We start from the raw sequence: 23,248 nt of genomic DNA on the forward strand, positions 1-23,248 counted from the left end.
TTGTTAGTATCCCAAGTAAAAGGAGTAGCCGTGTCTACCTCGATTTGGCAAGATTGTCTTTCTCAATTACAAGAATCGCTTCCTACAACAGAATTCAACCTCTGGATTCGACCGTTACAAGTAGAGATGGTTGAGAACAAACTCTATATTTATGCGCCAAACAGATTTGTATTAGATTGGGTGAAAAATAAATATTTAACAACTATTTCTCAATTATTGAATAATTTGTTAGATAATGATTCATTAAAATTATCTTTGGAAGTCGGTTCAACTGTATCTGTAGAGAAAAAATCCGAGGTCAACCAATCTAAATCTGATGTTATGCCTTCTTGGAAGACAACAAAAGAGAGTAATAACCACACTTATTATTCAGGTATTAACCATAAATACACTTTCAATAGCTTTGTTGAAGGTAAATCTAATCAACTTGCTGTTGCAGCGGCTAAACAAGTAGCCGAAAATCCAGGCAAAGCATATAATCCTCTTTTTTTATATGGCTCAACAGGTTTAGGTAAAACTCACTTATTACATGCAGTTGGCAATGAGATTATGGCGAGTAAAGCTAACGCCAAAGTTGTTTATATGCATTCAGAACGATTCGTTCAAGACATGGTAAAAGCGTTACAAAATAATGCTATTGAAGAGTTTAAAAATTATTATCGTTCTGTTGATGCTCTACTTATTGACGATATCCAATTTTTTGCAAATAAAGAGCGTTCCCAAGAAGAGTTCTTCCATACATTTAACTCATTATTAGAAGGTAATCAACAAATCATCCTAACATCTGATCGTTATCCTAAAGAAATTGATGGCGTTGAAGATCGCTTAAAATCGAGATTTGGTTGGGGATTAACCATTGCTATTGAACCACCCGAACTTGAGACTCGAGTTGCTATTTTGATGAAAAAAGCCGAAGAAAACAAAATTAAACTACCTGAAGAGGTCGCTTTTTTCATTGCTAAACGATTACGCTCAAATGTGCGAGAATTAGAAGGAGCACTTAATCGGGTTATTGCCAATGCTAATTTTACAGGAAAATCTATCACTATTGATTTTGTCAAAGATGCTTTAAAAGATTTACTTGCCTTACAAGAAAAATTGGTTACTATTGAAAATATTCAAAAAACGGTTGCTGAATATTATAAAATTAAAGTCTCTGACTTATTATCTAAACGTCGATCTCGTTCTGTTGCAAGGCCAAGACAAGTAGCAATGGCATTGGCGAAAGAGCTCACCAATAAAAGCTTGCCGGAAATCGGTGATGGTTTTGGTGGAAGAGATCATACAACTGTATTACATGCATGCCGAAAAATCGCAGAACTAAAAGAAGAAAGCAATGATATTAAAGAGGATTATTCCAATTTAATTCGAACATTATCAACTTAAAAAGAATTAATACTATGAAATTTACTATAGATCGTGAAAAACTTATCAAACCATTGCAACTTGTTAGTGCACCACTAGGTAGTCGCCCTACCCTACCTATTTTAGGTAATTTATTATTGCAGGTGAGTGAAAACACACTATCAATGACAGGGACGGATTTGGAAATTGAAATGATCTCTCACATTCCTCTAACCGAACCTTGTGAAGCAGGTGCAACGACAGTGCCAGCTAGAAAGTTTCTTGATATCTGTCGAAATCTTCCTAATGATGCGCAAATATTGATAAGCATTGACGATAATCGATTGATTATTCAATCAGGTCGAAGTAAATTTTCTTTATCTACACTACCTGCGTCAGATTTCCCTAATTTAGAAAATTGGCAAAGTGATGTTGAACTTTTTATACCGCAAAAAACAATCAAACGACTTATTGATGCAGTGCAATTTTCAATGGCGAACCAAGATGTTAGATATTATTTAAATGGTATGCTATTCGAAATTGAAGATGGATTATTAAAAACAGTTGCAACTGATGGACATCGCCTAGCCGTATGTGCTCAACCTGTTGGTCAAAATATATCAGAAACCTGTTCAGTAATTTTACCAAGGAAAGGCGTAATTGAGCTTGCAAAACTTGTTGGTGATAACGATGAGCTTGTTAATATGCAAATTGGTAACAATAACTTACGTGTAAGTCTTGGTGATTTTACCTTTACTTCAAAACTCATTGATGGAAAATTCCCAGATTATAAACGTGTAATGCCTCGTAACCCTGATAAACCACTTGAAGTATCATGTGAAGAACTTAGAAATGCCTTATCGCGAGTTGCGATTCTTTCAAATGAAAAATTTCGCGGCATAAGATTATATGTACATAGTAATCAGATAAAAATTACCGCAAACAATCCAGAACAAGAAGAAGCAGAAGAAGTGATTGATGTAAAATATGAATCTCAAGAACTTGAGATTGGTTTTAATGTAACTTATTTATTGGATATACTAAACACACTAAAATGTGATAGCGTACAATTATTATTAACTGATGCCACTTCAAGTGTGCAAATTGAAGATATCAACAACCAATCTGCAACTTATGTTGTTATGCCTATGCGCTTATAATTGACGATCATTTAAAACTTCCGGCTTCGGCCGGCAACTTTACCAGCATGATACTTTCTCAAATCAAAATTCATCACTTTCGAAACATTGCTTATGCTCAATTAACATTATCGAATCATTTCAATTATATAGTTGGTGATAATGGTAGTGGAAAAACCAGCCTGCTTGAAGCAATTTATATGCTTGGCCATGGTCGAGCCTTTAGGCATATTCAATCTAACCGAATAATACAACATGAAAAACCTGAATTAATATTATTTAGCCAAATTGAATCTTCACAACAAACTAGAACTATAGGTTTATCAAAAACCCGTCATAACGATAATACGATAAAAATTGATGGAGATGAGGGATTTCGCTTAACTGATTTAGCAAAGTTATTACCAATTCAACTTATTACACCAGAAGGATTTGATTTACTTACTGGAGGGCCTAAATATCGCCGCTCTTTTATAGATTGGGGTTGTTTTCATCACTATCCTGAATTTGTAGCACTTTGGAATAACTTAAAACGCCTTTTTAAACAGCGTAATGCCTTATTAAGGCAGTCATCAAACTATAATCAATTATTACCTTGGGATAAAGAACTTGCACCAATTGCTGAAAAAATAAGTCAGATTAGAGCTGACTATAGCCAAAATATATTTCCTCAAATTATAGAAACTTGTCATGATTTTCTACCAGAATACCAACTTAACTGCCAATATTACCAAGGTTGGGAACATGGCATCAATTATTCAGATATATTATATAGGCAATTTGAAAGAGATAAGTTTATTAGTTATACCTCACAAGGTCCACATAAGGCAGATTTAAAGTTACGAATAGATAATATTCCTGTCGAAGATTTATTATCTCGCGGACAATTAAAATTACTCATGTGTGCATTACGTTTGTCACAAGGCGAATATTTTTCAGAAAAAACGGGGCAATCATGTATTTATTTAATTGATGACTTTGCTTCTGAGCTGGACAAAAATAAACGTAACTTACTAGCAAAACGATTAAAATCTGCTCATTCTCAAGTTTTTATTACAGCGGTTAATCAAGAGCAAATAACCCACATGATCGATGAAAATGATAAGATTTTTCACATAAATTCTGGTATAATCTCTTAAATATACAAAATGATATAAATAATCAAATAAATCGAGAAATCCATGTCTAACTCTTATGATTCTTCCAGCATTAAAGTACTTAAAGGGCTTGATGCTGTCCGAAAACGCCCTGGTATGTATATTGGTGATACTGATGATGGAACAGGGCTTCATCATATGGTTTTTGAAGTGGTTGATAATGCCATTGATGAAGCATTAGCTGGTTATTGTCACCATATTGAGGTTACAATTCATCCTGATAACTCCGTTTCTGTGCGAGATGATGGTCGAGGGATACCTACTGGTATTCACGAAGAAGAAGGCATTTCCGCCGCAGAAGTTATTATGACTGTTTTACATGCTGGTGGTAAATTTGATGATAATTCTTACAAAGTATCTGGTGGTCTACATGGCGTTGGTGTTTCAGTCGTCAATGCATTATCAGATAAATTAGAATTAGTCATTTATCGTGAAGGTAAAATTCATAAACAAATTTATCATTTGGGAGTTCCAGAAGAACCGCTCAAAATTATTGGTGAAACGACTGAATCAGGTACTTATGTCCGTTTTTGGCCAAGCCCAGAAACTTTTTCTAATATTGAATTTGTATACGATCATCTAGCAAAAAGATTACGCGAACTATCATTCTTAAATTCTGGTGTTTCAATTAAACTCATCGATGAACGTACAGGTAAAAGTGAACACTACCATTACGAAGGTGGTATTCAAGCATTTGTTGAATATTTAAATAAAAATAAAAATCCAATCCATCCAAAGATTTTTTATTTTAGTACTGAGAAAGATAATATTGGCGTCGAAGTTGCACTACAATGGAATGATGGTTATCAAGAAAATATTTATTGCTTTACCAATAACATACCTCAACGCGATGGGGGCACTCACTTAGCTGGTTTTCGTGGTGCAATGACTCGTACATTAAATAACTACATGGAAACCGAAGGCTATAGCAAAAAGGCGAAAATCAGTGCTACAGGTGATGATGCACGTGAAGGGCTAATTGCGGTAGTATCAGTCAAAGTACCAGACCCTAAATTTTCATCACAAACCAAAGATAAATTAGTTTCATCTGAAGTTAAATCTGCAGTTGAATCAGTAATGGGGGAAAAATTAGCTGAGTATCTACTTGAAAACCCATCTGATGCCAAAATTGTGGTGGGTAAAATTATTGATGCGGCCAGAGCTCGTGAGGCCGCAAGAAAAGCACGCGAAATGACTCGCCGTAAGGGTGCTTTGGACTTAGGTGGTTTACCAGGTAAACTTGCTGATTGCCAAGAAAAAGATCCAGCATTATCGGAGCTTTACCTAGTGGAAGGAGACTCTGCGGGTGGCTCAGCAAAGCAAGGGCGTAACCGTAGAAATCAAGCAATTTTACCGTTAAAAGGTAAGATCCTAAATGTTGAAAAAGCTCGTTTTGACAAAATGCTCTCCTCTCAAGAAGTGGCGACATTAATTACTGCACTAGGTTGTGGTATTGGTCGAGATGAATATAATCCAGATAAAATGCGTTATCATAGCATTATCATCATGACCGATGCAGATGTTGATGGCTCGCATATTAGAACTTTATTGTTAACTTTCTTCTACCGTCAAATGCCTGAGATTATTGAACGAGGTTATGTTTATATCGCACAACCACCACTTTATAAAGTTAAAAAAGGCAAACAAGAACAATATATTAAAGATGACGATGCAATGACACAATTCCAAATTGCTTTGGCATTAGAAGATGCATCATTACATGTGAATGATCATGCTCCAGCTTTAGCAGGTGAAGCTCTAGAAAAATTAATTGCCGAATATCAGAAAGTCGAAAAATTAATTACTAAAATGGAACGCCGTTATCCTAAAGCTTTATTATCTGAATTAATATACCAAGATGTATTGGATGAGAATATCTTAAAAGATCAACAAAAAGCTGAAAACTGGGCAAAATCTATTGTTGATAAACTATCTAGTAAGGAACAACATGGTAGTACCTATCTTTATAGTGCCGATTACAACGAGAAAGCAGCGTTATACATACCGGTTATAAAAGTAAGAACACACGGTGTTGATACCAATTACGCGCTGGATCAAGTATTTATTCATAGTAATGAATATCGAAACATCTGCCATTTAGGTTCACAATTGAAAGATTTGCTTGAGGAAGGCGCATTTATACAACGCGGTGAGAGAAAACAACCGGTTAGTTCATTTGAGGATGCGGTTGATTGGTTAATTCGTGAATCTCGTCGTGGATTAACAATCCAACGTTATAAAGGTCTAGGTGAAATGAACCCAGAACAATTATGGGAAACTACCATGGACCCAACAAGTCGAAGAATGTTACAAGTTACCATTAAAGATGCCATTGAAGCAGATCAATTGTTTACTACATTAATGGGCGATGAAGTTGAACCTCGTAGACTATTTATTGAAGAAAATGCCTTAAAAGCTGCTAATTTGGACTTTTAATTGATTTTCTGATAAAAAACCAGACATAATGTCTGGTTTTTTTAACTATTTTATTAATAAATATTAAAAAGTTACTATATAATGATTTATTTATTCACATACAAACGGGCCTATTAATTTTTAAATCTGAAACAGTTTTATTCTTCTGCCTAATCATATCGTTAGGACTTTGTGAAATATATACTTTTCCCCCCTGTAGCATTAGCAATACAGTCTATTTTATGTTCGCCAGCAATATCTACGATATTTATTTTTAAACGAGTTTTTTTGCTGCAATATGATTAGCTAGAAGACAAATAAATGCAGTAATGGTAATCACATAGAAAATAGAACTAAACACACAATCAATAGTTTGCATATTCTCAATCACAGCCACTTTGTCATTATGCTCAAGCACTTTTAAGTTTTTTATATCACCACTTCAAAAGAATATCGTTGTCAACTCCAAATATAATATGATTTCTATCATCTTTAGTAACCTAAAGACAATTAAATTATAATTATTGAATATATAAAATGCTGGATGAGACCATTTATAATCAATAAATCAAATAACTAACTTGTCAAATTAGGACTCAAAAACCCTGTTCCTCAACTTCTTTTGGAATTTCTTTTAAAAATTCTGCATCGGTTAACACGCGCAGTGGTTGCATATCACTTTCGCCTTTTATAACCAAAGAAGGATCCGAACGTAAACATGCGCCACCATAATGGCCGCCAACAGTAAAAGTACAAACTTGCAAATAACGATCATCAACTTTGGGTAAACACCACAGTTCTTGATAAATATTTTCTTGTTTTGCAAATCGACCAACCGTTTTGTCCAACACTTGTTCATGACTACCAACTAACTCAATATCACTACCTCGACGCCCGGCAATAGGCTTAATTGCATAACCTTTTTTGATTAAATTGTCATTGAGTTGAAATGTAGATTCCAGCAGATAACGATGGTTTGGAAATAAAGACCACAGTACAGGTAAAATAGCTTTATTACTTGGAATTACCGTCCATAAGGGCTCAAAAACCGAAACTTCTGGGCGAAGTAATACATCAATTAATCTAACCGCATTTTCAGGATGCCATGTTCGAATCGGTAATCCAGCGATTTGCGCCTCAGTTTCTTGGCGTAATTGTTCAAGTACAGTTTCCCATGCCCAGGTTTTCCAAACACAGGTAACTTGACGATCGTCATCATCAACTAAACGCCCTCTTTTATCCCATCTAAGTCCTGTTAGCCCGCGTAAGATTTTGCTTTTAAATCCAGCTTGGGTTAGGGCCTTTTGCATAAATAATGCGTGATAATTTTCCTCACTGTCATTATCTTGCATAATGTGGACAAACGCTTTTGCGTCGCTATGCTTCCAACAGTTAGCCAATGCATTAAGCAATCCAGCACTCGGATTTACCCCAACATTTAACTCGGCTTGTATTGCCCAATTTTCCAAAATTTTGCCAGCTTCGGTATGACATGATGCCGAATCAGCATTATATTCATAAACTTTGAAACCTCGTTCATCCATACAAAAGTCTAATCGACCAGTGATCATTTGATAACGACGTTGTTGCCAAGATAATCTAAGCCTCGGCCAAAGAATTTCAGGAATATTGAAATTACATAGCAAATTATCATCTTTTAACACTTTATCTGTCGCATGCAAATACATTAAATGGAGCTCGTTTGTGGCACGAATAAGTTCTTGTTCAGCACTTTCAGAAATAGTGAAATAGCGATACTGATCATCATGGCTAATGGCATGACCAGTTGCTGACACATAAGCACTTTCTAAAGGATCGTTTTCATCTAACCATTTACCATCAAATTGACCATAATTTTTAATATGTACACTATGGATATCAAGTAAGTGTTTATCAGCATTAGGTTGCGGTAAACTGTGAAGTGTATTGTCAGTTTGTATCATCCAACCTAAAATTTTAGTATCGTCAAAAGTATCGTGTAAATAATAACCATCATCAGATACTGTCATGTCTAACTCGCGAGTCCATTGTTGGCCAATAGGAAGTCGAGTATGGACAACATTTTGTTCGGCAATTCGAATTTTATTGTCAAAAACTTCGGTAATAATGGCAACATGGCCAGTTCTATCAAACATACCGCCATCATCCCATATCAACAATGCGCCTGCTTCTGGCATTTTTTTGCTACCGTTAGCAAAAGCTTGTAATGGTAAAATGGCTTCGTTGATGACCTGACGAAGAAATCTTAACGAAAAAATCTCATGTGCCATACCAACATCGGTAAACACAATCCCATAATTTAAAAATAGAAATCTTCTAGCAAATTCAACACATTGCCACTTATACCCCATATATTCATGACCAGAATAGCTACGAAATGAAGCATCATTAGGAAATTGCTCAGGATCTAAATTTTCATAATCAGATGAATAAATTGCTACACCACCCGGTGCATAACCAAGTAATGTACCAAAAGGTTCTTTACTAGTAGATTGGGATAACATGTTTTTTTAGCCTTTTATAATAATAGTAAGGTAGGTTTTACTAAGCTATGTTAGAATTTGTTTATCATAGATCAAATTATTAGCTTTAAAAAGTGATGTTTATTGTTTATGGCTTGAAGAATAATAAACTGACTATATATATTTGCTAACGTTAGTAGTTATATTGACAAAACGAGAAAAAGACTATTATGCAACAAACAAAATTAAATGAATTATTAGATTTCCCTTGTTCTTTCACTTATAAAGTAATGGGTGAAGCAAAACCAGAACTAGTTGATAAAGTAGTATCTGTGATTCAACGTCATGCACCTGGGGATTATACGCCGTCGATAAAACCAAGTAGTAAAGGTAATTATCATTCAGTATCCATTACAATTAATGCAACCCATATTGATCAGGTAGAAAATCTATACAAAGAATTAGGTGAAATCGATATCGTAAGAATGGTTTTATAATCCTTTACTTTTCGATAAATTTTTGCACAAAATAAGAGCCTTATAGTTGAAAAATAATTGTAAATATGAGGCTCTAACATGAAACCAGAAACGATCGCTTTGCACACAGGCTATATCCCTGAATCAACAACTCATGCCGTCGCCGTTCCGATCTATCAAACCACATCTTATGCATTCGATGACACCCAGCATGGTGCCGATTTATTTGATTTAAAAGTTGCTGGAAACATCTATACACGTATAACCAATCCAACTAATGCCGTACTTGAAGCGCGTATTGCCGCACTAGAAGGTGGTATAGGAGCATTAGCGGTAGCTTCTGGAATGGCAGCAATTACTTATGCTATACAAGCCATTACATTTGCTGGTGAAAATATTGTATCGGTTTCCAAACTCTATGGTGGCACCTATAACTTATTGGCTCATACCTTGCCTAATTTCGGTATCACAACAAAATTTGCACCACACAATGATTTAAATGCGATTGAAAAGCAAATTGATGACAAAACTAAAGCCATTTACTGTGAAAGTATCGGTAATCCAGCCGGTAATATTGTTGATTTAGCAGCACTGGCTGATATTGCCCATCGTCATGGAATTCCATTAATTGTTGATAATACAGTTGCCAGCCCTGCGCTTTGCCGACCATTTGAATTTGGTGCTGATATAGTGGTACATTCATTAACTAAATATATTGGTGGGCATGGTAATAGTTTAGGCGGAATGATTGTTGACTCAGGTAGATTTCCTTGGAAAGATCATGCAGATAAGTATCCAATGCTCAATCAACCCGATCCTTCTTATCATGGTGTTTCATATACTCAAAGCTTTGGAGAGGCAGCCTATATTGCTCGTTGCCGAGTAATACCACTGCGTAACATGGGAGCAGCTTTATCACCATTTAATACCTTTTTATTATTACAAGGTCTTGAAACACTCTCTTTACGCATTGAGCGACACTGCCAAAATACCATTAAGGTCGCCAATTATTTGGTTACGCATCCTCAAGTTGAATGGGTCAATTATGCAGGGTTGGCTAATCATCCTGAACATCATTTAGCTGTAAAACAGATGGACAATGGTTTACCTGCTGGCATTTTGTCCTTTGGTATCAAAGGAGGTAAACAAGCTGGAGCTAAATTTATCGATGCCCTGAAATTGATTATTCGTTTAGTTAATATTGGTGATACCCGCTCATTAGCTTGTCATCCGGCATCAACTACCCATCGACAACTTAATGATGAGGAATTGCAAAAGGCTGGAGTAAGTCAAGAAATGATACGCCTATCAATTGGCATTGAACATATTGATGATATTATTGCTGATTTAGAACAAGCACTTAAGTTAGCAAAATAATAGATTGAATAAGATGAGGGATGAAAAGTCTATCATCCCTCTTAATAGCAATTAGCCTAAAATTTTAGTCAATTCATTGGTCACAGCGGAAACAGCTTGTGTCCCATCAATACGGAAATATTGAGTTCGACCTTCTTTGGCTTCATGTTGATAATAATTGACTAACGGTTTGGTTAAATCATGATATTCAACAAGACGTTTACGAACGATTTCTTCACTATCATCTTTACGAATTGTTAATGGTTCGCCAGTTACATCATCAATATTTTCAACTTTTGGTGGATTATGACGAACATGGTATACACGTCCTGAGCTTGCATGAATACGACGACCACTCATACGATCAATAATCACTTCATCAGGTACATCAAACTCAAGGACATAATCAACATCGATACCCGCTTCTTTCATTGCATCTGCTTGCGGCACAGTACGAGGAAAACCATCTAATAAAAAGCCATTTTTACAATCGCTTTGCGCAATACGCTCTTTAACTAATGCAATAACTAACTCATCAGTAACAAGCTTACCATGATCCATAAGCTCTTTTGCTTGTAGACCTAATGGACTTCCTGCTTTTACTGCTGCACGCAACATATCGCCAGTTGAAATTTGCGGAATTCCGTATTGTTGCATAATAAATTGTGCTTGGGTTCCTTTTCCTGCTCCCGGTGCGCCTAATAAAATAATTCGCATAAAATAACCTCTTATGGCTTTAAATATAGATACAATTTTCTATTCTGGTAAATAATGAAATATCACTTTACTGCTGGAAATTAAGCCATCAGTGTGACAAATATAGTTAATAGCGCCACAGCCTTTAACCATTTGCGCATTTTGTCGGCAAATTGGGCAAATATACTGTTCTTGATAATGCTGTTGGCAATGAGGACAATCATAATGTTGTGGCGAAACAATACCCATTCTATTATGACACTTAGGACAAATACCTTCTTGCCCACCATCTAGCATCTTTGTTTCTGTCATAAGTTATTTTCGACCTCGTACATGTTTCATTAAACGGCGACGTTTACGTTGTTGCGAAGCAGTCAAACTATTTTTTCGACCTTCGAATGGATTAGCGCCTTCTTTGAATTGAATTCGTATTGGCGACCCCATAATTTTTAATGAACGTCTAAAATAATTCATTAAATAACGTTTGTAAGAATCTGGTAAATCTTCAACTTGATTACCATGAATAACCACAATTGGCGGGTTATAACCTCCGGCATGAGCATATTTTAATTTAACACGACGTCCTCTGACCAATGGTGGTTGATGGTCATCTTGTGCCATTTGCATTATTTTAGTTAATAATGCGGTATTAACACGACGTGTAGCACAATCATATGCTTCTTGAATTGAATCAAATAGGTTACCTACGCCACTACCATGAAGCGCAGAGATAAAGTGTAGACGAGCAAAATCGATAAAATCAAGCCGATCATCTAACGTGGTTTTCACTTGTTCTTTGATATCTTGTGATAATCCATCCCATTTATTAACTGCGATAACCAGTGAGCGCCCACTATTAATAATAAAGCCAAGCAAAGACAAATCTTGATCAGAAATACCTTCTCGGGCATCAATGACCAAAATTACGACGTTAGCATCTTCTATTGCTTGCAGCGTTTTAATAACCGAGAATTTCTCAACGGTTTCGGTTACCTTACCTCGTTTACGAACACCGGCAGTATCAATCATGATATATTCACGATCATCACGTGTCATTGGTATATAAATACTGTCACGTGTTGTACCTGGCATGTCATAAACTACAACCCTTTCTTCACCTAGAATCCGATTAGTTAGTGTTGACTTACCAACATTTGGTCTACCAACAATGGCAACTTTGATTGGTTGATTGATGAGCGACTCGGCTTCATCCTCAATATCATCATAAGATTCAGGAAGCTCTTCATATTGTTCATCATCTGATAAGGCTTCATTTTGGTCATTTACAAAATGAAAAATAGGATCGAGTACCGTTTCGATTAACACATTAACCCCACGACCATGACTGGCGGCAATCGGATGTATGTCACCTAATCCTAAACTATAAAAATCAGAAATTGCGCTATCAGCGTCAATACCATCAATTTTGTTAGCAACTAAAAATGTTGCTTTTTCGCGACATCGAAGATGCTTAGCAATCGCATGATCAGCAGGCATGGTACCTGCTCTTGCATCAACTAAAAAAAGTACTATATCTGCTTCTTCTATTGCTTGTAGGGATTGTTCAGCCATAAAGGTTTCAACCCCATCTTCAGTGCCATCAATACCTCCAGTATCAATGACAATATATTCATGTCCTTTGATTTCTGCTCGACCGTACTTACGGTCACGAGTTAATCCCGGAAAATCAGCTACTAAGGCGTCCCGACTTCGAGTTAATCGATTAAATAAAGTCGACTTTCCTACATTCGGACGACCAACTAGTGCGACAACAGGTACCATATTTATTCTCTAATTACCTTAATTTTTTGTGAATGCATAAATATCACCATTTTTTGCTTGAACAATAATTTTATTGTCAACAACTAATGGTTTCGAAATCAATCCACTACTACTAACTTGTGTTTTAGCAACGACATTACCGTTATCTTTACTTAACCAATATAAATAACCTTCGAAGTCACCAACAACAATATAGTTTTCATATATAACAGGATCGGTTAATTGACGATGTAACAAATCAGCTTGAGTCCATAATACAGCGCCACCATTTTTGCTGACAGCTTGTACATTATCATCTTGATCTACCACAAATAATTGTTGCGTATCAACCGCAAAGCTATGAGTTGATCCCATCTCTTTACGCCATACAATTTGACCATTACTTAAGTCAAGTGCGACAACATTACCATTATATCCAATTGCGTAAGCTAAGTTACCTTCTATAACAGGTGTTGAATCAACATCATTTAATTTTGCGATTTCAGTTGAACCGCTTGGTTGTGAAATCCTTTGTTGCCAAATCAACTGTCCATCATTTATGTAGTAAGCATTTACATGACCAGTATCATCACCAAGTATAGCAGCACCATGTGCAATTGTTGGAGTTGAATTACCTCTTAATGAAAGAGGTGGAACTTCAAGCATGACATCCCACACATCTTCACCGGTATTACGGTTCAAAGCTTGTAAATTACCACTAGCAGTATAAACAATGAGTTTATCTTCGGAAGAAACAGGGCGGGCAAGTACTTCACCTTTAACTGGTTTTTCCCAAATAACACTACCGTCGTTACGATCTAAAGCATATACAACTGCACGTTCGCTACCAACATAAACATATTTATCATCAGCACTTACACCGCCAGAAAATAGCGCTGTTTTGCTACTAAATAATGTACTTTTTGATAAATTTTTGTCCCATATTGTATGACCATTAGATAAATCAATAGCTTTAACTTGCCCGCTTCGGCTAGCAACATAAATAGCATTATCATAATTAATAGGTCCTAATAATGAATAGATACGTGTATTACCTGATGTACTATTTCGCCATACTTCTTTTATTTGAAATTGGTTACTTACTGTCGGTGAAGGAGAAACTTGTACAATCTCTTCTTCACCACCAAACAATGAACATCCAGCAAGTGAAAAGATAAAAACACTAATAAAAAGATATTTTGATAACTTCATTGTACAAACCCTTATATCAGGATAAATTAATTTTTATTTTGTTGTGCAGCATTTTTTCTAGCTTCGACTTCTTGCTTAGCTTCCTCTTTGGCTGCTTCAGCTTCTTGTTCAGCTTGTTGCTTATCTTTAAGATATTGAGCCTGATTTAACTTCATTTTGATGTTTTTACCTAACTGTTCAGTAGGTAATGAAGCTTTAACAACATTTTTATCTGATTCATCAACAGAATCAGGAACTAATGCAATATTATAAGCAGCGACGGCTTCAGCATAATTATTCAGCTTCATATAGGCATCACCACGAATATCATTAACTACCGGCGTCCAACTTTTTTCAGTAACTTTGTTTAATGTTACTAAAGCATCTTGATAACGTTCAAGTTGATATTGTATTTTTGCAATACGAATATAACTGATTGATTTAATAACTTCTGAATCGGTTTTACTTAATGTATCAGTGAGTAACTTTTCAGCTTTTGGATAATCTTTTAGTTCTTCAACATAAAATTTCGCCGCTTTTAAATTAGCAAAAACACTATAGATAGTATCATCACTTTCCGCGAAAGAGACTAATTCATTTACTGAATCTGGATTATTTTTGTCTAAATTAGCAATTAATTGTTCATATCGATCAGAAGATTCTATCGTTTTTGCTAATTTGTGAGATTGCCAATAACGCCAGCCATAAAAAGCCAGTAATCCAATTACAATAACTGCAACAATGATTTTCCACTTTTTAGCAAGAAATTCTTTTATCTCTGAAATTTGTTCTTCGCCAGATAATTGATGACTCACGTTTTTCTCCTATTTTCCTTAATTTACAATATTGCTAAACAAGTTTGAACAATCTCTTTTTGTGCAACTTCAACTTGTTCGCCTGTTTGTAAATTTTTAATCGTTACTGATTGATTGGCAATTTCATTTTCGCCAATAATTACAGCTATTTTAGCACCTAATTTGTCAGCTTTGGTAAATTGTTTCTTAAAATTGCTACTACCATAATTTGTAACAATTCGCTTATTAGGTAAACCATCACGTAATTTTTCCGCCATTTTTTGTGCGGCAGATGTTGTTTTATCATCACCGGAAGATATCATATAAACATCAATAGAACTATCGCGATTTAATGAAGGATTAACTGCTCGCACAAGCAAAACTAAACGCTCAACCCCCATGGCAAAACCAACTGCTGGAGTTGGTTGCCCGCCAAGCTGGCTAACAAGACCATCATAACGCCCACCCCCACAAACAGTACCTTGAGCGCCTAAGTTAGTAGTAACCCATTCAAAAACAGTTCGATTATAATAATCCAAGCCTCGAACTAATCTTTGATTAATGTTATATTTTATCCCAGCATTATCTAATAAATGACATAACCCATCAAAATGATTTTTAGATTCTTCATCTAAATAATCAAATAATTTTGGTGCTTGGTTAAGTAATTCTTGAACATCAGGATTTTTCGAATCCAACACACGTAATGGATTAGAATACATTCTACGCAAACAGTCTTCATCTAATTTATCTTTATGTTGCTCCAAAAAGCTAACTAATGCGTTACGGTAATTTGCTCTTGCTTCAACTGAACCAATAGAATTAAGTTCAAGTGTTGTATGTTCTTCAATACCAAGTGCTTTCCAAAAACGTGCAGTTAATAAGATAAGCTCTGCATCAATATTAGGCCCTTCAAGGCCAAAGACTTCAACACCAAATTGATGAAATTGACGATAACGCCCTTTTTGTGGTTTTTCATAACGAAATGCCGGTCCTAAATACCATAAACGTTGTTCTTGATTATAAAATAGACCATGTTCAATACCAGCACGAACACAACCTGCTGTAATTTCTGGGCGAAGAGTAATACTTTCATCATGACGGTTGTTGAATGTATACATCTCTTTTTCAACAATATCGGTAACTTCACCAACTGCACGTTTAAATAATGCGGTATCTTCAACAATTGGTGTTCTAATTTCATTATAACCGTAACTATTTAGTACACTTTTGACAATTTTTTCAATTTGTTGCCATGTGGCACTATCACTCGGGAGTAAGTCATTCATTCCCCGTATTGATTGGATTTTTTTTTCTGTCATTTTTTTATTCTCTATCTAATAAGATTATAGTTCAGTCGTTGCAATTCTGTTTTTCAATATTAAGGCTTTAGCGCGTATTTTTGCTTCCAACTCATCTATCATTTGTTCATTATCAATACGACCTATGCGCACACCATCTTCATAAAAACCGCTTTTATTGTGCCCACCAGCGACCCCCATAGTGGATGCTAAGGCTTCGCCGGGACCATTAACAACACAGCCAATAATTGAAACATCCATTGGTGTTATAATATCTTCAAGTCGCTGCTCTAGCGCGTTAACGGTATTAATCACATCAAATTCTTGCCTAGAACAAGTTGGGCAAGCAATAAAATTAATTCCTCTAGCTCGGATGCGTAATGATTTCAAAATATCAAATCCAACTTTGACTTCTTCGGTTGGATCGGCTGCTAGTGAAACTCTTAATGTATCACCTATACCTTCAGATAATAATAAACCAAGCCCAATTGCTGATTTTACAGCACCACTTCGAACACCGCCAGCTTCAGTTATACCCAAATGTAAAGGCTGCTTAATTTGTTTTGCCAATAATCGATATGAATCAACTGCAGTAAAAACATCTGACGCCTTAACACTTACTTTAAATTGGTCGAAATCAAGTCGGTCAAGAATATCCACATGGCGCATCGCAGACTCAATTATCGCTTCTGGAGTTGGTTCGCCATACTTTTCTTGGATATCTTTTTCAAGCGAACCAGAGTTAACACCAATACGTATTGGAATATTCTTATCCTTAGCACAATCAACAACCGAACGAATTCGCGATTCATTACCAATATTACCGGGGTTAATCCTTAGGCAATTAACGCCATATTCAGCAACTTTTAAAGCTATTCGATAATCAAAATGAATATCGGCAATTAATGGTACTTTTACTTGCTGCCGTATGAATTTAAACGCTTCAGCAGCATCCATCGTTGGAATAGAAACTCGCACAATATCAACGCCAACGCGTTCAAGAGCCTGAATTTGAGCTACTGTTTTTTCCACATCGGTTGTACGAGTATTCGTCATTGATTGGACAGCAATCGGAGCACCACCACCAATAGGTACATCACCCACATAAATTCGGGTAGATTCTCGCCTAATAATTGGTGATTCTTGATGACTCATAAGATGCCTAATCATATTAAAAAATAACTAGGCCGCAATCTTAACAAGATTTGAGGCAAATGTCTGTATGTGAATTCGAAAATTTGCTAACTGTTAACGTGATCTGAAGGCCCTGGAGAAATATAATGACTAACTTCAACATAATTATTTTTGGTTTGACCGGTAGCGTAATATAACCCAATACCTAATAAGCAAATTAATATGAATAAAACAATAAAGAAAATCTTTTTATTGTGATACTTTTTATTATCTATTGATTTAAGTTTAACGGATTGTTTTGTTAAATATTGTTTTGCTAATGCGTCAAGGTAGGGTTGATATTCTTCATTTGGTAAACCAACAATCTCTGCATAAGTTTGAATGTAACCTTTAACAAGAACAAAAGGGGCTTGAACTAACTGGTTATTTTCAATTTCTGAAATAATTTCCGTTTTTATATAAATTTTAGCAGCAATATCTTTCTGAGTTAAACCCATATTAGCTCTTAAATCGGAAAGAATCTTACCCAACGAAATATTGTTTTCCATAATTCCCACTTACTTTGCTCTCCGTAAACTTGTATAATTTTTACTTATTTTAGGAATTAATCAATCCTTTTTGCATTAAACCACTGTTTTGGAGCTTCAATTTCACTTTGTGCAGCGACTAATTGTAACTCATATTCATTTTGTTTCAATGTTTCAAGCATTACCGCATAAACCGCAGAAGTAGTATGTTCTAACGCTTCAACCATCGATTTACCAAGCATTATATTCGCTAAGAACAACCCACTAGTCATATCGCCAACACCTACAGGTTGTTTAACACCAAAATCAACTAAAGGACGATCTATGTGCCAAGCTTCATCTTGAGTCACAAGCAACATTTCAAAACGATCTTTTTGATAACCTGCACGACTCAAATGCTTAACTAAAATCGCTTTAGGCCCTTTTTGACAAATTGCACGGCATGCTAAAACGGCTTCATTAACATTACTTATGACTTGTTTGCTATTAAGCTCCTCGAGTTCTAAAATATTAGGTGCCATGATATCTGCAACAGGCAAAGCAGTGTTACATAAAAACTCTGATACGCCGGGGGCGACAAAGCAGCCTTTTTCAGGATGGCCCATTACCGGATCACAAAGATAAATTGCTTCTGGATTTTCAGCTTTTACTTTTTTCACAATTTCAATAATTGCATTACCTTGTTCTGCTGAGCCCATATAGCCACTTAATACGGCATTACAGCGTTGCAATTCGCCAATAGCATTAATTCCATCGGCAATATCGGTTAAATGAGATGCTGGCATTACCGTTCCAGTCCATTGATGATATTGAGTATGATTGGAAAATTGAACCGTATTTAACGGCCAAACATTCACCCCCAAACGGCGCATAGGGAATACTGCTGCACTATTCCCCGCATGACCGAAAACAACATGCGACTGAATCGATAATATATTTTTCATGAAATCATCTCCAAATAAGTAGGCAATAGTATTTTTTACCTCGACGCAATAAGGTATAACGATTAAAGAGTTTATCACCATCTGAGAAACGATAATCCGTTGTTGCGTTACGTTGACCATTAACGGAAATAGCATTTGATTCAATCATGGTTCTTGCCTGACCTCTTGACGGTGCGAACTCGGCATTAACAATTGCTTGTTGTAAATCGAGATCTTCTTCAACGGTTAAAGTTGGCATACCATCTTGAGCTAGTTGCTCTAAATCAGCCTCAGATAAATCAGTTAATTTACCTGAAAATAAACTTTCAGTGATACGTTTAGCCGCGGTTAAACCTTCTTCACCATGAACTAGACGAGTCACTTGCTCAGCTAGCACATATTGAGCTCTTGGCGCTACGCCACTATTCTTATCTTCTTCTTCCAATGTATTAATTTCTTCCAATGACATAAAAGTAAAGAATTTAAGGAAGCGATAAACATCAGCATCAGCTGTATTAATCCAAAATTGGTAAAATTTATATGGACTAGTCTTTTTCGGATCTAACCATACCGCACCGCTTTCGGTTTTACCGAATTTGGTTCCATCAGATTTGGTAATTAAAGGTACAGTCAAACCATAAACTTGTTTCTGATGTAAACGACGGGTTAAATCGATACCAGCAGTAATATTACCCCACTGATCAGAACCACCAATTTGTAATACAACATTATGTGCTTTATTAAGACTTGCAAAGTCATAAGACTGTAACAAACTATAAGAGAACTCAGTAAATGAAATACCTGACTCATCGCGGTCAATACGTTGTTTAACCGATTCCTTGTTAATCATGGCATTAACAGAAAAATATTTACCAATATCACGTAAAAAAGATAAAACATTCATGCCACCAAACCAATCATAGTTGTTGGCAACAATAGCGGCGTTATCACTACATGTAAAATCCAAGAACGGTGAAACTTGTTGCTTGATTTTCTCACTCCACTCTATCACGGTATCTTCCGTGTTAAGTTTACGCTCAACCGCTTTGAAACTTGGATCACCAATTAGTCCTGTTGCACCACCAACTAACGCAATTGGTTTATGACCAGCCAATTGAAAACGTTTTAAACAAAGTAATGGAACTAAATGACCAAGATGCAAACTGTCAGCTGTTGGATCAAAACCACAATATAGCGCAATAGGATTTTGTTCAATTAATTCCATTAACGCTTTTTCATCAGTGAGCTGAGCAATCAGTCCACGCTCTTGTAGTTGTTTGATCACATTTTTTGTCATGATATTTTACCTATTAAATTTGTTACATTTCTATTTTATTAAATTACAGTTAATTATTATGATATCTTTTGTACGCTTGTTCAAAATGCTCTTCGACTATTCCATTTGGCTTTTTATCTAATAAACTAAAAATAACTATCGCTATTGATGCAAATAAAAAACCAGGAATTAGTGAATATAAATTAAACCAATTGAAATTAATCCAAAGTAAAACGGTAATGGCGCCAGTTATCATTCCAGCTAGTGCACCATTACGCGTCATTCGAACCCAAAAAACCGAAAATACAACAATAGGACCAAATGCCGCACCAAATCCAGCCCAAGCATGGCTAACCAAGTCAAGTACACTATTATTTGGATTGATAGCGAGTAATATAGCAACAATTGAAACTAATAATACCATTATACGGCCAACCCAAACCAACTCTCGCTGCTTAGCCTTTGGTCGGATAAAAGCACGATAAAAATCTTCTGTTAATGCACTTGAACAAACCAATAACTGACAACTTAAGGTACTCATTACTGCTGCCAAAATAGCGGCAAGCAATATACCAGCAATCCAAGGATTAAATAGTAATTTAGATAATTCAATAAAAATACGTTCATGTTTTCCATTATCAATTAAATAAACTAAGTTAGGGTTATTAGCAAAAAAAGCAATACCAAAAAAACCAACAGTAATCGCGCCAGCTAAACATAAAATCATCCATGTCATACTAATTCGACGAGCATTTTTCATTACTTCATGAGAATCAGCAGCCATAAATCTAGCTAAAATATGTGGTTGACCAAAATAACCAAGTCCCCAACCTAACAATGAAATAATGGCAATCAAATCCATATGAGCAAAAATATTAGTATAATCAGGATTTAATGATTGAATGTTAGCCATTGCATCAGTAAAACCACCGGCATTCACCATAACCATAATTGGCGTTAAGATTAGAGCAAACATCATTAAACTAGCTTGAATTGTATCGGTCCAGCTTACCGCTAAGAAACCACCGATAAAAGTATAAGCAATTGTCGCTCCCGCACCAGCTAGCATTGCCCAGCCATAACTAAGGCCAAATGTGCTTTCAAATAATTTAGCGCCAGCAACTACGCCTGAAGCACAATAAATTGTGAAAAAGATTAAAATTATCACCGCTGAAATAATTCGTAACAATGAACTATTATCATCAAATCGACGAGAAAAATAATCAGGTAAAGTTAATGAATTATGATTTATTTCAGTAAAAACTCTTAGCCTACCGGCAATTAGTAGCCAATTTAAGTAAGCGCCAATTATTAAACCAATTGCAATCCAACTTTGTGAAATACCAAATAAAAAAACCGCTCCTGGCAATCCCATTAATAACCAGCCACTCATATCAGAAGCGCCAGCAGAAAGTGCCGTCACCACACTACCGATACGCCGTCCACCTAATATGTAATCACCAAAATTACGGGTTGCACGAAATGCAAAGAAACCGATAGCAATCATTCCTAATATGTAAACAGCAAAGGTGACAATCATTGGTAATGACATTTTAATAATAAACCTTGAATGATGAAATTAAAAAATAGTTGGCTAGCTTACCATAAAAAGCGAATGCTAAAAAGCAGACGATTTTTGCAGATCAATATAATATGCAAAAGAAAGAAAAATAATTCCAATCACCTAGTAAAAATATTTTATAATTTTTTAAATAGATAGATTTTCAATAGATTTACCCTATATAAAAACTAAAGATATCCTACGGTTAAATTATAAATAAAGTATATAATATTAACCAACCATTTTATGTTTATAATATATTGTGAAACAATCAACTCGAATACAAATTTTAGAAAGACTAAAAGAGCATATTAAAGATCCGACAACAGAATTAGTATATCAAACTCCATTTGAGTTACTTATAGCTGTTGTACTTTCAGCCCAAGCTACCGATATTAGTGTTAATAAAGCAACTAAACCGTTATTTGCGGTTGCAAACACTGCTGAACAAATTTTGGCGTTAGGCGTCAATAGATTAAAAGATTATATTCGAACCATCGGTTTATATAATAGTAAAGCTGAAAATATCATCAAAACTTGTCAGATTTTGGTTGATAAATACCAAGGTGAAGTGCCTGAAAATTTTGATTCATTAATAGCTCTTCCTGGCGTAGGTAGAAAAACAGCTAATGTTGTTTTAAATACCGCGTTTGGTTGGCCAACTATTGCTGTCGATACACATATATTTAGGGTAAGTAACCGAACTGGCTTTGCTCCGGGTAAAACGGTTGAAGCTGTTGAAGAAAAATTACTTAAAGTAGTACCAAAAGAGTACAAAATAAATTGTCACCATTGGTTAATTTTACACGGTAGATATACCTGTATTGCTAGAAAGCCACGTTGTGGTTCTTGCGTTATTGAAGATTTGTGTGAATTTAAAGAAAAAGTTTATCCAGAGTGAGAATCAATGTCGAATAAATTTATATTAGATCATGAAGACATAGACTTATTTAAAAGTAGTATTGGTAAAACCAAACAACTTAAACAAGATACTGTGATTCATAAACCACAAAAGCGATCTCAAAAACTAATAGAAAAGCAAAAAATTCAACATGAAAAAGTAAATAATGAATTTTACTTTTCTGATGATTACCAACCGCTATTACAAGAAGATCCTATCCGTTATAGTCGTGAAAATTCAGATCCCAATGAATTAAAAAAATTACGCCGTGGATTTTATACACCTGAATTCTTTTTAGACTTACATGGTTTAACTCAACAAGAAGCGAAAAAAGAAATCGCTGCTTTGATTGCTGCTTGTTTAAAAGAAAATGCCAACTGCGCGTGCATTATGTATGGACATGGTAAAAACATATTAAAAAAGCAAACACCAATGTGGTTAGCCCAACATCCACATGTAATATGCTTTCATCAAGCGCCTAAAGAGTTTGGTGGTACTGCAGCATTACTGGTTTTATTTGATATCGATAACCCATCAGTTAATCTAAGATAATCTCTAAAAATTAAGTAATAAAAAAGCCAGCTTTGACTAAGCTGGCAAACATTGGAAGCAATGTGAGCAATGTCATACTTTTTCAGAAGTCTTTCGACGCTCTAACAAAGTACAATTGAATGATAATCATTCTCATTCTTGAATGCAAGATATTTTTTGACTTTTTTCAAAAAAACGACAAAAGCTTGGCAATTTGAAAAGCACTATAATATTAACTTATTGTTTTTATATAAACAATAGACAAGGAAGGAGCAGGATAATATCATCCTGCTATTTTGAAAT

At 35.4% G+C, this 23,248-nt stretch carries 20 protein-coding genes; 8 read left to right on the forward strand and 12 right to left on the reverse strand.

What is annotated here, in order from left to right:
• Positions 1-30 precede the first annotated feature (30 nt).
• Genes dnaA through gyrB form a run of 4 tightly spaced genes read left to right on the forward strand, consistent with a single transcriptional unit; the run spans position 31 to position 6,076 of the window.
• Entirely contained in the window at positions 31-1,386 is a 1,356-nt protein-coding gene (dnaA, locus tag AC5LXI_RS00005; protein WP_493442983.1) for a chromosomal replication initiator protein DnaA, read from the forward strand.
• Positions 1,387-1,400: 14 nt separating this feature from the next.
• On the forward strand, positions 1,401-2,504 hold the full coding sequence (gene dnaN, locus AC5LXI_RS00010) for a DNA polymerase III subunit beta (RefSeq protein WP_493442984.1): 1,104 nt from the start codon (positions 1,401-1,403) through the stop codon (positions 2,502-2,504).
• Positions 2,505-2,551: 47 nt separating this feature from the next.
• Positions 2,552-3,622, forward strand: a complete 1,071-nt coding sequence (recF, locus tag AC5LXI_RS00015; RefSeq protein WP_493442985.1) for a DNA replication/repair protein RecF — start codon at positions 2,552-2,554, stop codon at positions 3,620-3,622.
• A 42-nt stretch (positions 3,623-3,664) separates the two neighbouring features.
• Positions 3,665-6,076 (forward strand): DNA topoisomerase (ATP-hydrolyzing) subunit B, encoded by a 2,412-nt coding sequence (gene gyrB / locus AC5LXI_RS00020; protein WP_493442986.1) that lies wholly within the window; start codon positions 3,665-3,667, stop codon positions 6,074-6,076.
• A gap of 575 nt (positions 6,077-6,651) precedes the next feature.
• On the opposite strand, the gene gss is transcribed toward gyrB, so the two are convergent.
• Positions 6,652-8,559, reverse strand: a complete 1,908-nt coding sequence (gene gss / locus AC5LXI_RS00025) for a bifunctional glutathionylspermidine amidase/synthase (RefSeq protein ID WP_493442987.1) — start codon at positions 8,557-8,559, stop codon at positions 6,652-6,654.
• A gap of 188 nt (positions 8,560-8,747) precedes the next feature.
• Between gss and ybeD the strand changes: the two genes are divergently transcribed.
• Together ybeD and AC5LXI_RS00035 are read left to right on the forward strand one after the other, a co-directional pair.
• On the forward strand, positions 8,748-9,014 hold the full coding sequence (ybeD, locus tag AC5LXI_RS00030; protein WP_065577848.1) for a DUF493 family protein YbeD: 267 nt from the start codon (positions 8,748-8,750) through the stop codon (positions 9,012-9,014).
• A 78-nt stretch (positions 9,015-9,092) separates the two neighbouring features.
• Positions 9,093-10,370 (forward strand): bifunctional O-acetylhomoserine aminocarboxypropyltransferase/cysteine synthase, encoded by a 1,278-nt coding sequence (locus AC5LXI_RS00035; protein WP_493442988.1) that lies wholly within the window; start codon positions 9,093-9,095, stop codon positions 10,368-10,370.
• A 51-nt stretch (positions 10,371-10,421) separates the two neighbouring features.
• Here the strand turns inward: AC5LXI_RS00035 and adk are convergent, their stop codons facing one another.
• The 11 genes from adk to putP form a co-directional block, all read right to left on the reverse strand.
• Positions 10,422-11,066, reverse strand: coding sequence for an adenylate kinase (adk, locus tag AC5LXI_RS00040; RefSeq protein WP_493442989.1), 645 nt, complete (start codon positions 11,064-11,066; stop codon positions 10,422-10,424).
• A 39-nt stretch (positions 11,067-11,105) separates the two neighbouring features.
• Entirely contained in the window at positions 11,106-11,357 is a 252-nt protein-coding gene (locus AC5LXI_RS00045; RefSeq protein ID WP_493442990.1) for a YfgJ family double zinc ribbon protein, read from the reverse strand.
• Positions 11,358-11,360: 3 nt separating this feature from the next.
• Positions 11,361-12,827 (reverse strand): ribosome biogenesis GTPase Der, encoded by a 1,467-nt coding sequence (gene der / locus AC5LXI_RS00050; RefSeq protein WP_493442991.1) that lies wholly within the window; start codon positions 12,825-12,827, stop codon positions 11,361-11,363.
• Positions 12,828-12,845: 18 nt separating this feature from the next.
• A complete protein-coding gene (gene bamB, locus AC5LXI_RS00055; protein WP_493442992.1) occupies positions 12,846-14,018 on the reverse strand; it encodes an outer membrane protein assembly factor BamB in 1,173 nt (390 codons plus the stop codon).
• A gap of 26 nt (positions 14,019-14,044) precedes the next feature.
• A complete protein-coding gene (locus tag AC5LXI_RS00060; protein WP_493442993.1) occupies positions 14,045-14,812 on the reverse strand; it encodes a YfgM family protein in 768 nt (255 codons plus the stop codon).
• 23 nt (positions 14,813-14,835) lie between these two features.
• On the reverse strand, positions 14,836-16,113 hold the full coding sequence (hisS, locus tag AC5LXI_RS00065) for a histidine--tRNA ligase (protein WP_493442994.1): 1,278 nt from the start codon (positions 16,111-16,113) through the stop codon (positions 14,836-14,838).
• Between the two features lie 24 nt (positions 16,114-16,137).
• Positions 16,138-17,247 carry a flavodoxin-dependent (E)-4-hydroxy-3-methylbut-2-enyl-diphosphate synthase gene (ispG, locus tag AC5LXI_RS00070; RefSeq protein ID WP_493442995.1) on the reverse strand — a complete coding sequence of 370 codons (1,110 nt, stop codon included), beginning with the start codon at positions 17,245-17,247 and terminating at the stop codon, positions 16,138-16,140.
• Between the two features lie 86 nt (positions 17,248-17,333).
• A complete protein-coding gene (locus AC5LXI_RS00075) occupies positions 17,334-17,774 on the reverse strand; it encodes a helix-turn-helix domain-containing protein (RefSeq protein WP_493442996.1) in 441 nt (146 codons plus the stop codon).
• 56 nt (positions 17,775-17,830) lie between these two features.
• Entirely contained in the window at positions 17,831-18,697 is an 867-nt protein-coding gene (pdxY, locus tag AC5LXI_RS00080) for a pyridoxal kinase PdxY (protein WP_493442997.1), read from the reverse strand.
• A 4-nt stretch (positions 18,698-18,701) separates the two neighbouring features.
• Positions 18,702-19,973: a tyrosine--tRNA ligase gene (gene tyrS, locus AC5LXI_RS00085; RefSeq protein ID WP_493442998.1), complete on the reverse strand. Its 1,272-nt coding sequence runs from the start codon at positions 19,971-19,973 to the stop codon at positions 18,702-18,704.
• Positions 19,974-20,022: 49 nt separating this feature from the next.
• The gene (gene putP, locus AC5LXI_RS00090; RefSeq protein ID WP_493444324.1) at positions 20,023-21,510 is read right to left on the reverse strand and encodes a sodium/proline symporter PutP; all 1,488 of its coding nucleotides are present in this window, start codon (positions 21,508-21,510) and stop codon (positions 20,023-20,025) included.
• Positions 21,511-21,775: 265 nt separating this feature from the next.
• Between putP and nth the strand changes: the two genes are divergently transcribed.
• Together nth and smrB are read left to right on the forward strand one after the other, a co-directional pair.
• Positions 21,776-22,414 carry an endonuclease III gene (nth, locus tag AC5LXI_RS00095; protein ID WP_493442999.1) on the forward strand — a complete coding sequence of 213 codons (639 nt, stop codon included), beginning with the start codon at positions 21,776-21,778 and terminating at the stop codon, positions 22,412-22,414.
• A gap of 6 nt (positions 22,415-22,420) precedes the next feature.
• On the forward strand, positions 22,421-22,966 hold the full coding sequence (gene smrB, locus AC5LXI_RS00100) for an endonuclease SmrB (RefSeq protein ID WP_493443000.1): 546 nt from the start codon (positions 22,421-22,423) through the stop codon (positions 22,964-22,966).
• Positions 22,967-23,248 lie beyond the last annotated feature (282 nt).

This window comes from Gilliamella sp. LMG 34361 (assembly GCF_984569075.1).